This is a genomic window from Clostridium sp. AM28-20LB (genome assembly GCF_003480665.1).
Taxonomy (GTDB): Bacteria; Bacillota; Clostridia; order Lachnospirales; family Lachnospiraceae; genus Otoolea; species Otoolea fessa.
The window spans coordinates 148,730-163,617 of record NZ_QUJN01000002.1; the positions used below are offsets into that span (position 1 = coordinate 148,730).

Here is a 14,888-nt window from a genome sequence, read left to right on the forward strand (position 1 = left end):
ATGAAATTTGATTATACAAAACAGCCAGGATTAAATTTATGGGAACGACCATTGAAAATGGATCAAAAACCGTTAATCTCTATTATTACAGCTTTTTATAATGCCGGAGCTTATTTTGAACAGACATACAACTGTGTGATGAATCAGACATTTCCATGGTTTGAGTGGATTATTGTGGATGACGGTTCTACGGATGACAGTTCGTTGCGCTTATTAGAAAAGTTAGCGTCAAAAGATCCTAGAATAAAGATTTTGCATCAAAATAACATGGGACCAAGTGCGGCACGAAATAACGGTATCAATGCAGCAACGACAGAATATGTCTACATATTAGATGCAGATGATTTAGAAGAGCCAACGAGTTTGGAATATAATTATTGGGCATTGATGAAGAACCCTAAAAAAAGTTGGTCATTTACGGCATCTACGGGTTTTCAAGAAAAAGAATATTTATGGGATGTAAGATTTGATCCAGAAGGAATGAAAACACAGAATACATTAAGTGTTTCTGCATTGATTCGTAAACAGGATGCACTTAGTGTTGGGGGGTATACGATAAAAGAAGAAGCGTTTGATGAGGATTGGCATTTTTGGTTAAAATTGATGGCTAAAGGCTATTCATGCGTGCAGTTGCGTAATGAATATTTACATTGGTACAGAATTCTTAATAGTGGAAGAATGGCATCTATTCATACGGATAATCAAAAGAAGGAAAGAAATAAGAAGATTATTTCTGAACAAGCCGCATTCGTGATTAATCCGAAAGATCCGATCATCTATCCGATTACTACATATGAAGAATTTGCTAATATAAATGAATCTAAAGATGTAGAAAGTATTTATAAAGAACATAAGAAGATTCATGTGTTATTTGTACTTCCGTGGCTAGTGATGGGAGGAGCCGATAAATTTAATTTAGATTTGATAACTAGATTAGATAAGAGCAAATTTGAGGTTAGTATTATAACGACATTGGAAAGAGATAATGATTGGTTGCAGAGATTCAGAGAAGTAACGCCTGAAATCTTTAATTTGCCAAATTTTTTATCTCCTAATGATTATCCGGAATTTATTGATTATTTTATTAAAAGTAGAGAAATAGATATATTATTTGCGAGTAATTCAACCGAGGGATATTATTTACTGCCATGGATTCGTAAAAACTTTCCGCATTTAGCAATTGTGGATTATGTTCATATGGAGGAATGGTATTGGAGAAATGGCGGACATGCTAGAAGTAGCGCGATTATGGGGGAAATTGTTGAAAAAACATATGTTTGCAATAGTGTAACGAGAGATGTTATGATTCAACAGTTTCACCGAAATCCAGAATCTGTAGAAACAGTACATATTGGAATTGATGAAGTGCAATTTGATGCAAGTAAGGTGCGTTCAGGCATATTATATGAGGAATTAGGTATTTCTGAAAAACGTCCGATTGTACTATTTATCTGTCGCCTTCATCCACAAAAACGTCCATTTTTAATGTTAAAAATAGCGAAACAGGTGCAAAAAAAAATTAAAAATGTTGCATTTGTAGTTATTGGTGATGGATCACAAAAAGAAGAATTAATATCAGCTACAAAAACAATGGAGTTAGATAATACGGTTTATTTTTTAGGCTCTAAAAATGAAGTACGACCGTATTATAAAGATACCAAAGTTACGCTTATATGCAGTATTAAAGAAGGATTAGCGTTAACAGCATATGAGTCCTGTGCAATGGGAGTCCCAGTAGTTAGTGCAGACGTAGGAGGCCAAAAAGATCTAATAGATAGTTCGGTAGGAAAATTAATTCCATTTATGCTGGATGAGGATAAGCATTTTGATTCAAGAGATTTTTCTGATAAAGAAATAAACGCATATACAGATGCGATTGTAGAGATTTTATCCGATGAAGAAAAATGGAAGGAATTATCTTTGAATTGCAGAAACCGAATTGAACAGAAATTTACGATAAAGGAAATGGTTCAATACTTCGAAAATGAATTTCAAAGGCTTATTCAAGATGAAACATTATTGAAGCAGAGAGAAGAAAAATCTGAATGCTTGAGAAAGTTAGGAATGTTGGCAGATGAAATATACACAGAAGTCTTAATGGAGCACGAAGAGAATCATGCAGAGAGTTCCCATTATTATAAAGAAGATTTAAATGATAATATAAAAAATATTATTAATCAAGACAGAGAAATTTTGGAACGCCATGAAAAGTCAATTAATCATCAATGGGAGATCCAAAAATGGCATGAAGAAAGAATCAAACGGCTTGAAAATGGAACATTGAAAGGAATTATAAAGAGAGTATTAAGAAAAGTGGGGGTAAAGAAGTAAAAGGTCCCATTTGTTAAGAATATTTTGAATTAGTATAGTGTCTATTTTTTAGACATCTACGAAAAATTAAGGAGAATAGGTTTGAAAAGATGAATAAAAAAGAAAAGGTAGATTTGTTGAATAATAATACTTTTGTATTATTAGTAGTAAATTGCATTATTTCGATTGTTTTCTATTCAATAACGCTTTCAGCAAAACATTATAGTGCAGACTTTTTTTCTACATATTATGAGTCTTCAGCAAATCAGCATTTAAGATTAGGAAGGATATTTCATTATATAATTTATAAAGGACTAGAATGCTTTGGGATAAAAATTGAACATCATGTATTGTTTAATCAAGCGTTTTTGATTTTTATTATAGCAATGTTGACAACGCTATTGTGGAATTTGTTTTCAGAACTTATTGGTGTTGAAAATAAAAGAGATGCGGCTGTTTTGGATGCTGTAATATGGCTGAATTTTTTTAATATAAGCATTTTGGAAGGTTGGTTTTTATTCCCTGAAACTTGTTTTGGAGCAGCGATTTCATTAATGATTTCTTATGGCGCAATTATTTCTTTTTGCAAATCAATTGATTGGAAAGGCTATTTGAAAACTTTTTTGCTTTTAGTTGTTGCATTAGGAATGTATCAAGTATATATAGAGATTTTTTTGATAATAACAGCTACATATGTTTTGATAAAAAATCAATGCGTTTTAACAAGAAAAACAATTTTTGACTTTTTAAAGATTGTTATGATTGGTGGAGCGGCATCGATAGTGAGTATACTAATTATAAAGTTCTTAAAAATTTGTAAAATATCTTCAGGAGATAGTAGGACAGTTGTTCTGGATAAAAATATAATAATACATAATAGCATTGAGATTGCGCGGGATTTTTGTGGAGCGATTGATGATTATTGTAGATATTTACCAAAACATAGCGCGTTGATTTTTTTGCTCATCATATTAGGAATATTAATTCTGAGTTGGTATAAAGAAAAGAAATTTGTTTTAAGATGTGTAACACTGCTGATTTTTATAATAGCCTGTGTAATAGCAGCATATTTGCCGCATTTTATTGTGTCAACGCTGTGGTTGTCACCAAGAACAATATTAGGAATATCGTCACTGATTTTTTCGATTTGTATAATAACGTTTACGTATTCGAAGCATGAAAATGTTGAAAAGAGTATCTTTGCAATATTTTTAATGCTTTTTTTATTTGTTAATTTTATACAAGCGCAAAAAATAATTGTTAATAATGCAATTCTTGCGGGAATTGAAGAAGAAAATGTGCATCAATTAGGGGAAAAAATCAAGGAATACGAACAGTCTACAGGTAATCAGATTAAATATATTTCATATGAGAAAGATGCGAATTGTAAATGGACATTTGATCCAATTGAATACTGTATTTATGACACAAATCTTCGTAGAGCTAACGTAGAATGGACATTTGTTAATATGATTAATTACTATTTGAAGCGAAATTTTAAAGAGAAAAAATTTAAAGAAGATAAATTCGAAAGATTATTTGGAAGTAAAAATTGGGATTATATTGAGTTAGATGAGCAGATATATTTTGAAGGCGATACGGTGTATATTGCTGTGTATTAACAAAGGATAAGGAAGGAGTGTAAGTGATGGTAAATTTTAATAGACCTCCATATGTGGGAGGAGAATTAGATAATATTAAACAAGCTGTTGAAAATTTGAAAATTTGTGGCGATGGTCCATTTACAAAGAAATGTAATACATGGTTAGAAGAACGTTTTCATGCACAGAAAGTATTGCTGACCACTAGTGGGACCACAGCGTTGGACATGGCGATGCTCTTGTGCGATTTAAAACCAGGAGATGAGGTGATCTTACCGAGCTATACCTTTTCAAGTACAGCAACATCAGCTGTTCTGGCGGGAGCAAAACTTGTATTTGTGGACATTCGTCCAGATACGATGAATATTGATGAAGATAAGATAGAGGCAGCGATTACTAAACATACAAAGGTGATAGTGCCGGTTCACTACGCAGGAGTAGCTTGCGAGATGGATAAAATTATGGAGATTGCTTATAAGCATAATTTAAAAGTAGTTGAGGATGCTGCACAGGGAGTTATGAGTACTTATAAGGGAAAGGCATTAGGAACAATAGGTGATTTTGGCTGTTATTCCTTCCATGAGACAAAAAATTATTCGATGGGAGAGGGGGGGCTCTTGTAATCAATAATCCTATTTATAATGAAAAAGCTGAAATTTTGAGAGAAAAGGGAACGGATCGAGCAAAGTTTTTTCGAGGACAGGTGGATAAGTATACATGGGTTGATTTTGGTGACAGTTATCTTCCAAGTGAATTGAATGCGGCTTATCTTTGGGCGCAGCTTCAGATAGCAGATAAAATTAATGAAAATAGACTAGAAAGTTGGAATAGATATCGGGAGGCATTTGAGAAAATAGCGAAGGACGGAAAAATTGAACTTCCTCAAATTCCAGAGGAGTGTGTCCATAATGCTCATATGTTTTATATTAAATTAAAGAACTTGGAAGAGCGAACTCGCTATATTGCTTATATGAAAGAGCGAGGAGTTCAGACGGTATTTCATTATGTGCCGCTCCATTCAGCTCCGGCTGGTTTAAAGTTTGGGCGCTTTAGTGGTATAGATAAGTATACAACAAAAGAGAGTGAGCGTTTAGTGCGTCTTCCACTTTATTATGGTTTAAATAAAAAAGAGATTGATATGGTAATTCAGGGAACACAGTCATTCTTTCAGGAGGAAATTTGATGGATATTTCGGTTGTAATTCCTGTATATGGATGTAAAGCAGCTTTGCCAGAATTGCATAAGAGATTAACAGAATCATTGTCTCAGATTACGGATGCATATGAGATTATCTTAGTGGATGATCATTGCCCACAAAATTCCTGGGAGGAGATTGTGAAGCTTTGTCAGAAGGATAAAAGAGTAAAGGGATTTCATTTGTCTAGAAATTTTGGCCAAATTCGTGCAATTACAGCAGGACTCGATAAATCAAAGGGAGATTGGATTGTTGTTATGGATTGTGATTTGCAGGATCGTCCTGAAGCAATTATAGAGCTTTATAAAAAAGCTCAGGAAGGCTATGATGTTGTTTTTGCCAGAAGACAGGAGCGGGTGGATTCGGTTATAACAAAGTTTTTATCGAAAACTTTCTATAAGGTGTATGATTATTTTACAGATGGAGCTTTTGATAGCTCGATTTGCAATTTTAGCATTTCTAAACGAAGTGTAATTAATAGTTATTGCAGTATGAGAGAACATAACCGGGCATTTACCATGTTTATACGCTGGCTTGGGTTTAAAGAAACAGCGATTGATTTGAGAGCGGATGCCAGATTTGAGGGAACTTCTTCTTATAATTTGAAAAGAAAGATAAAAATGGCGTTCGAAATTATTACATCTCAATCAAATAAACCGTTATTTTTTTCAGTTCATGCAGGTTTTGTAATCGCATTTTGTGCATTCCTTTATATTGTATATCTAATGCTTCGGGCAGTGATTATTGGCGATGTGTTAAGTGGATGGACAACGATAGTAGCTTCCATTTATTTAATGGGAGGTATTCTTTTAATTGCGATTGGTATTGCAGGAATCTATATTGGAAATATCTTTGAAGAAGTTAAGAATCGTCCGCTGTATGTAATTGCGGAAGCATTGAATGAGAAGGAGTAGATAAATGGTATTGATTATAGGTGCTACTGGCTTTATAGGTATGTATACAACTCAGGCGTTTTTAAAAGCTGGAAAACAGGTAATTGCGACTGGAAGAAATAAAATACTTGGAAGGAAACTGGAAGAGATGGGGGCAGAGTTCCTTACGTTGGATATAACGAACAAGGATGAATTTGATAAGCTTCCAACAGAAGGGGTGGAAGGGGTCATTCTCTTGGCGGGACTTCTTCCAGCCAATGCGGCAGTTAATCTTGACGTAGATGAGAATGCAGCAGACTATTTTGAAGTAAACGTAATAGGAACGATAAATGTTTTGGAATATTGTAGACGGAATGGAATCCGAAAAGTGATAGGAAACTGTAGTTACAGTGATGTGTCTGGGGCATGGGGAAAGAAATATCCAATTACGGAAGATGAACCTAGAAATTTTAAATTTATGGGCGATCATGCGATTTATGTCATTAGCCGAAATGCGGCGAATGATGTAATGGAGTACTATAATCAGCAGCATGGTATGCAATGTGCATGGTTTCGATTTCCACCTGTTTATGGCGTGGGACCACATGGAACGATTTATGTGAATGGCACACCGAAAAAATCAGGAATTGCTACATTTATTGATAATGCAAGAGAGGGGAAAGCGATTGAGATTTGGGGGGATCCACATATCAAACGTGATATTATCTACGTAAAGGATGTAGCGGATGCTTATGTAGCTGCATTAAAGAGTAATTTAACCTGTGGCCTGTATAATATGACCGGTCATGTTCAGATTGATTTGGATGAACAGGTAAAGGCGGTTGTGAATGTGTTTGGAGGAGAGAAAAAGAGTCCACTTATTTACAGACCAGAAAAATCAAATTCAACACCATCATTTTTATATAGCATGGATAAAGCAAAGCGTGATTTTGGATTTGAACCGAAATATACAGATTATTTGAATATGATGATGGATTATAAAAAAGAATTAGAAAGCGATTTTTGGAATGTTCTTGTTGAGTCTGGAGAGAAGAAATGAAAAAATTAGCAATTATTGGGGCGTCTTATCTTCAAAATCCGTTAATTGTGAAAGCAAAAGAGATGGGACTTGAAACGCATGTATTTGCATGGAAATCTGGAGATATTGGAGAAAAAACGGCAGATTATTTTTATCCAATTAGTATTGTTGAGAAGAAAAAAATCTTAGATAAATGTCTGGAAATCGGTATTGATGGAATTTGTAGCATTGCATCAGATCTGGCTTCCATTACAGTAAATTATGTGGCGATGGAAATGGGACTTGTCGGAAATAGTCTAGTATGCACAGAAAAGTCGACAAATAAACATAAAATGAGAGAAGCGTTTGAGAAAAACGGTGATCCGTCGCCTAAAAGCTTTCTGATTCATTCGGTGGAAGAGTTAGAAGCAGTTTCGTTTCAATATCCTCTTATTGTGAAACCGGTGGATCGTTCGGGAAGTCGAGGAATTACGAAATTAGAATCCTCAGATGGTTTGGTGGAGGCCATTGAATATGCAAAAGAACAAGGATTCGAAAAAGATGCATTGGTAGAAGAATTTGCCACAGGTCAAGAGTATAGTGTTGAATGCATTTCTTATGGAGGAGGACATTATTTCTTAGCAATGACAAAAAAGTTTACTACAGGTGCGCCAGGTTTTGTTGAGACGGGACATATAGAGCCTGCGCCGATTGCTGAGGAGATGTTGGAACGGGTGAAAAGAGTGGTCTTTCATGCGTTAGATACGTTGGAGATATGCAATGGTGCGTCCCATACAGAATTGAAGATTTCATCAGATGGTAGAATTGTATTAATTGAAATTGGTGGACGAATGGGCGGGGATTGTATTGGAAGTAGTCTGGTTAGGTTATCTACGGGAATTGATTTTGTACGCGCAGTGATACAAATTGCGTTAGGTCAGAAGCCGGATTTGAAAAAACAACAGGAGGGAAAGACGGCTGCTGTTCGCTTTGTTTTTTCTAAGAAAGATCTGGATGTTTTGGAATCTTTGAAACAAGATCATCCAGAGTATTTGATGGAAGAGGATATACAGCCGATTCATCCAGGAATTGTGACGGACAGTTCGGCTCGATTTGGTTATTTTTTAATGAAAGCAGAAAGTTATGAAGAATTGCTTCCATATTTACCGGAAGAAAAAGAGGTTACTAATGAATAAATCTATGATAAAAATGCTATTAGGACTCCATGCAATGCTGATGATATATTCAATGAGTGGAATATGTAGCAAGCTAGCTGCAGGTGAGAAGTTTTTAAGCATTCGCTTTTGTATCTATTATATAATTATTATTGGACTTTTGGGAGTTTACGCTATTGGGTGGCAGCAGGTCATAAAGAATATTCCTTTAACAACTGCATTTGCAAACAAGGCGGTAACGGTTGTTTGGGGGATCGTCTGGGGAAGGCTGTTCTTTGGAGAATCTATAACATTTGGAAAACTTGTTGGAGCGGCAATGGTTGTTGGGGGTGTAATTATATTCGCAAAGACAGATGAGGTACAGGATGGACAGTAAGGCTTATTTTTATGCAGGGTTATTGTTATGTGGTGTTTTCATCAGTGCTATTTCGCAAGTGTTGTTAAAAAAGGCGTCACAGAGACAGTATTCTTCTTTACTTCGTGAATATGTGAATCCTTTGGTTATCATTGCATATTCAATGTTTGTTGGAACAACAATTTTATCAATTTTTGCATATAGGGGGATTCCACTTTCTATGGGACCGATACTGGAAGCCACGAGTTATATATATGTAACATTTTTTGGCGTGACAATATTTAAAGAAAAAATGAATACAAAAAAATGGATAGCATTAGGATTGATTATTGTAGGAATTGTGATTAGCGCATTGCGTGGTTAATAGAAAATGTAGTTTATTATAAAAATGTTTAGAAACGTAAAAAGGAGAAATGATTATATGCCATATGGAAAAGATTGGGCGGAATGCCCGCGGTGCGGAAAAAGAGCAAAAAATAAGGATAAGATTGAAGAGTGGTTTGGCTATAGAGATATGGGTGATGGAAGGTATATTCCTCAATCACATTGTAGAGACTGTAGGATAGAGGAGCTCGGAAAGCAGGCTGATTAATTACTTGCGATAGTTATAGTAGTAGCTATAGGTAAAATATGCTTCTAGGAGAAAAATATGAATGCGACGCTTATAATTATGGCTGCTGGCATCGGTTCCCGCTTCGGAACCGGTATCAAGCAGCTTGCAAAGATGGCTCCCAATGGGGAGATTATTATGGATTTTTCGATTTACGATGCGAAAGCAGCTGGATTTACCAAAGTTGTTTTTGTGATTCGAAAAGCAATCGAAGCGGAATTTAAAGAAGTGATTGGAAATCGCTTATCGAAAGTTATGCCAGTAGAGTATGTCTATCAGGAATTGGAAAACTTGCCGGATGGATATGAAGTCCCTGCAGGGCGCGTGAAACCATGGGGAACTGGACAGGCAATTTTGGCTTGCAAGAGTGTGGTCAAAGAGCCATTTGTGATTATTAATGCAGATGATTATTATGGAAAAGAAGCATTTATAAAGCTTCATGATTTCTTGAGTTCCGAGAATGAGAATAAAGAGAAGATGAACCTTGCCATGGCTGGATTTTCTTTGAAGAACACGCTGAGTGAGAACGGATCTGTAACTAGAGGTGTCTGTGTGGCAGATGAAAATGGATATCTGGAGAAAGTGATTGAGACAACGGGAATTCAGATAGTGGATGGAAAAATCCAGTGCGATAATGCGGAAGTCAGCAAATGGATCACACTGGATACGATGGTATCCATGAATATGTGGGCGGGATATCCGGACTTTTTGAAGTACATAGACGAAGGATTTACCAGATTCCTTGATACATTAGGAGAAAATCCGGAGAAAAAAGAATATCTTCTACCGAACATTGTAGCTGAATTGTTGGAAAAGAATTTGGCTTCTGTAAAAGTTCTGAATACATCGGATCGGTGGATTGGAATTACGTATAAGGAAGATATAGAACCGGCGCAGGAGAAGTTTCATCTTATGATAGAAGATGGTACATACCCGAAGGAGTTATGGAAGTAGTATGGTGGAAAAAGTAGATGTATATTCAGATAAGTCAAACGGTTCAAAAATATATGCGTTTGATTATTTACGTGTAATTGCACTGGTTATGATTTTATATGATCACTTGGGAGGCTTTTATAATCCTAATTGGATTGTAAAAAAAATAATAGATTTCTTTTTTGCAGTTCCGTTAGATATAATTCAAGATTTTGGCGCTTTTGGTGTTTCATTATTCTTTTTGCTTAGTGGTTTTTTGTTTACATATAACGGAAATTATAAAAATGAAGCAAAAAAGACTTTTAAAAAGACAATGAAAACCTATGTGGGATGTTTAATGGCATTTTTTTTGTTTTATATTCTACAAAGATTGACTTGGATAATAAAAACAACTTATTGGAGTCAATTTTCGATAAAACAATGGATTGAAAGTATGACTTTGGTTGGATATTTTACAGGTCATGGAGATGTCATTAATGGCACCACGTGGTTTTTAATTCCTTTGTTTTTATTTTATCTAGTAAGAATAGGATATGCATGGATTTATGAAAAAATAAAACCAGAGTATAACTTTTTATTTTTAGAATTATTTGTATTATTGATAATGTTTTTATTAAAGGGGTTTCATCTTTCGGTTTCCTCAACGTTAGTGTTCGTTTACATGCCTCTGATGGGAATGATTTTAGGAGAAATCTTTCGAAAAGAACGGCGAATTTCAATTTTTAATGGGAGTTTATTGCTGATTGTAAATTATGTGCTTATGGTGATATGGTTTTGGGTATTTGCCAGAGAGTATCATGATACATATTGTTATTTTGTATCATTTATATACTCTCTTTTTTTAATTATAATATTTGCAATTTTTAAAGAACAATTCAAAAAGAGTCAGATGATAGATTTTTGCTGTAAGATCAGTTTGTCGGTGTATTTGATGCATATGACATTTGGAAGATTTTTATTGTCGTTTTTTTCATATATAAGCATTCCGTTTTCATTGTCATTTGTTATAACTATAGCTGTGATTTTCTTGATTTCGTATATACATATGAATATATTAAGTCGGATTATAAGATAAAATTCAGAATGAGAATTTATAGCAATGAAACAAAAAAAGAATTTATATTTTAAATATGGAGTGAGTTTACTGGCAGCACTGGTAATCTCGCTCTTCTTTTCGTATACGATTTTTAATGATATATTTGCTAGTCCTGTAAAAGAAGCAAGGCTGACGATTACAGCAACAGCCGAGCGAAATATCAAATCAGGTGGATCAGATATAAGGATTGTCCGAATTCTTCTGGATGGAGAGGAAGTCCCCTTTGATTCAATAGAAAAGCAGGGAGATTGGAAGCATGCAGATGGTGTCTGGATGGTGGTCAATCCGGACAGCCCGGCTACGCTTTCTTATACAGCAGAAAATGTGAAAGAGCTTCAGGTGGATTTCCAGATGCATGATGGCTCTGGTGTGGCAGAAGTTTGGTCTAATGATAAGAGAATCAGCCGCACAGATTTGTATTCTTCTGGGTGGGAGTCTTACTATTTGCGGAAAACAATCGGCAGAGTTTCTATTTTTAATAATCTAGTGATGTTTGACGGAGTATTCCTGATAACACTGTTTTGTTTGGCAGGGATGGAACAGTTGATTGTGAATTTAAGAAAAACGATCGGAATCAAAAAGGTAGTAGCATTTTTTATTGGATTTTATGCTGTCTTATATGTTATTTCCTGTTATTTTCACATCTTGGATTTAGGAATTCGATGTAGCTTGACATTATTAGTCATATCGGCGGTTGGAGCAAATGTGCATGAATGGCATGAGAAGCGAGACAGTGACAAAAAGATTTATCAGATAGTGACAGATGGCGTGTGGCTGATTCTGTCATCTGTTATTTTATTGTACATGGTCGAACTGGTGGAACAGAATCTGGCAAATATTGGGGCAGAATATATTTTCGGAAATATTGTGATTTACCTTCTGTTCTTGATGATGGTGTATATGCTGGTTCGAAGTATTTTTTATTCGGTATCGGCGGTCATGCTGGTTATGTACATATTTTCCGTAGCAAATTCGTTTGTGCGTTTGTTTCGTGGTTCGCCTATCGTGCCGGGAGATTTTCTTGCGATGGGAACGGCTAAAAATGTGTTTATGAATTACCACTACAGTGTGACGGGACCGATGCTTCTGGCATTGTGGCTTCTGATAGCGTTTCTTGTATTGACTTTTTATTTTTATGGAAGAGAAAAACGTGTTTTTTCGTGTGTTTTAGTGTGGTCGCTTCCGTCTGTATGTCTGCTTAGTTTTATGATGGGTGGAACTTTATTTGCCCCGGATATGGATTTTTGGAACCAAAATATAAACATTCAGAGGTATGGGATTGCTCTTAGCTTCATTTCGGATATCCGCCATATGAAACTGGAAGAGCCAGCGGGATATTCGTCAAAAGATTCGGAAGAGATGATTTCGAAATTTGTAGAAACGGAAGATGAGAAGGAACAGAATTGTCCGAATGTGCTCGCGATTATGAATGAGAGTTTTTCGGATCTCAGTGTGATTTTCCCGGAATTGGATAATGAAGTGTATATGTCGAATTTTAATTCTTTATCGGGAAATGTAGTAAAAGGTTATATGCAGGTATATCCGATCGGAGGCGGAACGGCAAATACAGAGTATGAATTTCTGACAGGAAATTCGATGGCATTTCTTCAAGGATCGATTCCGTATCAGCAGTATATCACACGGAATGGCACGTATTCGATTGCACAGATTTTGAAAACCAGAGGGTATCATACTACGGCAATTCATCCATACGATAAGAGAGGATATAATCGCGCTCAGGTGTATCCCAAAATTGGCTTTGAAACGTTTCTGGATGTGTCTGATTTTGAAAATGCAGAGCTGATTCGAGATCGTTATATTTCGGATCGGGATTCTTATAAAAAGGTAATCGAAGAGTTTGAAAAAATCCGTCAAAGTGGACAGCCGGCGTTTATTTTTAATGTGACGATGCAGAATCACAGCGGATACGACGCAGGATGTTTTACAGAGAATGCAGTCCGGATTCCGGGGCATGAGGGAGAATTTCCAAATGCAGAAGAGTATCTGACATTGATTCGTGAGTCAGATGCGGCGATTCCGATGTTGATTGATTATTTTAGCAAGATAGAAGATCCAACGGTGATCGTATTCTTTGGGGATCATCAGCCGATGGTGGAAGAAAGTTTCTATGAGACGTTAGCAGGAAAGCCGCTGACGGAGTGGATACTTGCGGAAGCGCAGAGCCGCTATATTGTCCCATTTTTTATCTGGGCGAATTATGAGATCGATGCGGAGGAAAATGTATTTACCAGTGCGAATTTTCTCTCGGAACTGATGTTTGAAAAGGCGGGGATAAAATTGCTTCCGTATCAGGAGTTTTTGAAGGAAGTGAGAGAGGAGATCCCTGCGATGGATGGTGGTGCATGGCGCGATAAGGATGGCACCTGGGAAGTGCTGGACACCAGCCAGCCGATTTTGGAGGAGTACTGGAGATTGCAGTACCGGAACATGTTTGACAAGAAGGTTCACTATTAAGTCTGGGGGTGCCTGAATGGAGAGACAGGAAATGGAAGGAAAGCAGCGCGGGAAGGTGCTTCTGGTTACCCATGTCAGCGGCTTCGTTCCGCAGTTTGAGATGAACAACGTCCGGATTTTACAGAGCATGGGATATGAAGTTCATTATGCTTCGAATTTTAATACGCCGTCCTATGGGACGGATAATCACCGTCTGGATGGAACGGGGATTATCTGCCATCAGATTGATTTTGTGCGGAGTCCGTTTGACAAGCGGAATTTTCAGGTGTATCGTCAGATGGTTGAGCTGATGCGCAGGGAAGATTTTTCGCTGGTGCACTGCCACACGCCGATGGGAGGGGTGATGGCGCGTCTGGCGGCACATGTGACGGGGACAGGCCCGGTGATTTATACGGCCCATGGATTCCATTTTTTTAAAGGGGCGTCATGGAAGAACTGGCTGTTTTATTATCCGATGGAAAAGTTTTTATCGAGGTATACGGATCAGCAGATCTGTATTAACCGGGAGGATTATGAACTGGCGAAGCGGAAATTCCATGCGAAGTATGTAGATTATGTGCCGGGAGTGGGGATAGATCGTTCTCAATTTCGCCTTCCTGGGGATAAAGAAAGGCAGAGGAAGAGAGAAAGGCTGGGGGTGCGGCCTGATCAGGTGGTGCTTCTGACATCCGGGGAGATGATACCCAGGAAGAATCAGGAAGTTCTGTTCCGGATGCTTGCCAGAATGAAGGATGAGCCGCATCGTAGTGCATATGAAAAGCTGCACCTGCTTTTGTGCGGACATGGAGAATTGAACGAGCATCTTCATGGGTTGGCGGACAGGCTTGGAATTGCAGATCATATATCGTTTTTAGGATACAGGGAAGATATGCTGGAGATCTTTGGAGCTTCGGATATCTTCCTTTTTCCATCCTTTCAGGAGGGATTGCCTAGGGCGATGCTGGAGGCCATGGCAAGTGGCCTTCCGGTGATTTGTTCGGAGATCCGGGGCAATACGGATCTGATGGGAGATAGATGGACCGAGTCAGAAAATCAGAGAATGAAGCTATGCCCGGGCGGAATCATGCTGAATCATTTTCAGGATGCGGATGTCTGGGCGGAAGCTCTTCGGGATATGCTTTCTAGGAGGAGCAGCTGGAAAGAGATGGGAGAAGCCTGTATCATGCGAAGTAGGGAGTTTGGCCTAGATGTGGTGGAAAAGAAGATGAGGGAGATCTATGAACGTTTTACAGAAAAGGAATAGAAGTA

Annotated in this window: 12 protein-coding genes and 1 pseudogene; all 13 read left to right on the forward strand. The window is 37.1% G+C overall.

Annotated features, from left to right (window positions below; all coding sequences use genetic code 11):
* Nucleotides 1-2,331, forward strand: coding sequence for a glycosyltransferase (locus tag DW739_RS05450; RefSeq protein ID WP_182427945.1), 2,331 nt, complete (start codon nucleotides 1-3; stop codon nucleotides 2,329-2,331).
* Between the two features lie 89 nt (nucleotides 2,332-2,420).
* Nucleotides 2,421-3,932, forward strand: coding sequence for a glucosyltransferase domain-containing protein (locus DW739_RS05455; protein WP_118742764.1), 1,512 nt, complete (start codon nucleotides 2,421-2,423; stop codon nucleotides 3,930-3,932).
* 26 nt (nucleotides 3,933-3,958) lie between these two features.
* Nucleotides 3,959-5,094 (forward strand): annotated as a pseudogene (rffA, locus tag DW739_RS05460) (dTDP-4-amino-4,6-dideoxygalactose transaminase).
* Complete coding sequence (locus DW739_RS05465) at nucleotides 5,094-6,020, forward strand: glycosyltransferase family 2 protein (RefSeq protein WP_118742765.1); 927 nt, start codon at nucleotides 5,094-5,096, stop codon at nucleotides 6,018-6,020. Before rffA ends, DW739_RS05465 begins: the two are co-directional and overlap by 1 nt.
* Nucleotides 6,021-6,024: 4 nt before the next feature.
* On the forward strand, nucleotides 6,025-7,038 hold the full coding sequence (locus tag DW739_RS05470) for an NAD(P)-dependent oxidoreductase (protein WP_118742766.1): 1,014 nt from the start codon (nucleotides 6,025-6,027) through the stop codon (nucleotides 7,036-7,038).
* Nucleotides 7,035-8,192 carry an ATP-grasp domain-containing protein gene (locus tag DW739_RS05475; RefSeq protein ID WP_118742767.1) on the forward strand — a complete coding sequence of 386 codons (1,158 nt, stop codon included), beginning with the start codon at nucleotides 7,035-7,037 and terminating at the stop codon, nucleotides 8,190-8,192. The genes DW739_RS05470 and DW739_RS05475 overlap by 4 nt, the downstream gene beginning before the upstream one ends.
* Nucleotides 8,185-8,547 (forward strand): transporter, encoded by a 363-nt coding sequence (locus DW739_RS05480; protein ID WP_118742768.1) that lies wholly within the window; start codon nucleotides 8,185-8,187, stop codon nucleotides 8,545-8,547. Before DW739_RS05475 ends, DW739_RS05480 begins: the two co-directional genes overlap by 8 nt.
* On the forward strand, nucleotides 8,537-8,890 hold the full coding sequence (locus tag DW739_RS05485) for a multidrug ABC transporter (protein WP_118742769.1): 354 nt from the start codon (nucleotides 8,537-8,539) through the stop codon (nucleotides 8,888-8,890). The genes DW739_RS05480 and DW739_RS05485 overlap by 11 nt, the downstream gene beginning before the upstream one ends.
* A gap of 57 nt (nucleotides 8,891-8,947) precedes the next feature.
* The gene (locus DW739_RS14860) at nucleotides 8,948-9,118 is read left to right on the forward strand and encodes a hypothetical protein (protein ID WP_182427946.1); all 171 of its coding nucleotides are present in this window, start codon (nucleotides 8,948-8,950) and stop codon (nucleotides 9,116-9,118) included.
* A 57-nt stretch (nucleotides 9,119-9,175) separates the two neighbouring features.
* On the forward strand, nucleotides 9,176-10,090 hold the full coding sequence (locus tag DW739_RS05490; RefSeq protein WP_118742770.1) for a sugar phosphate nucleotidyltransferase: 915 nt from the start codon (nucleotides 9,176-9,178) through the stop codon (nucleotides 10,088-10,090).
* Between the two features lies 1 nt (nucleotide 10,091).
* The gene (locus tag DW739_RS05495; protein ID WP_182427947.1) at nucleotides 10,092-11,144 is read left to right on the forward strand and encodes an acyltransferase family protein; all 1,053 of its coding nucleotides are present in this window, start codon (nucleotides 10,092-10,094) and stop codon (nucleotides 11,142-11,144) included.
* A 24-nt stretch (nucleotides 11,145-11,168) separates the two neighbouring features.
* Complete coding sequence (locus DW739_RS05500; RefSeq protein ID WP_118742772.1) at nucleotides 11,169-13,640, forward strand: LTA synthase family protein; 2,472 nt, start codon at nucleotides 11,169-11,171, stop codon at nucleotides 13,638-13,640.
* Between the two features lie 16 nt (nucleotides 13,641-13,656).
* On the forward strand, nucleotides 13,657-14,883 hold the full coding sequence (locus DW739_RS05505; protein WP_118742773.1) for a glycosyltransferase family 4 protein: 1,227 nt from the start codon (nucleotides 13,657-13,659) through the stop codon (nucleotides 14,881-14,883).
* Nucleotides 14,884-14,888 lie beyond the last annotated feature (5 nt).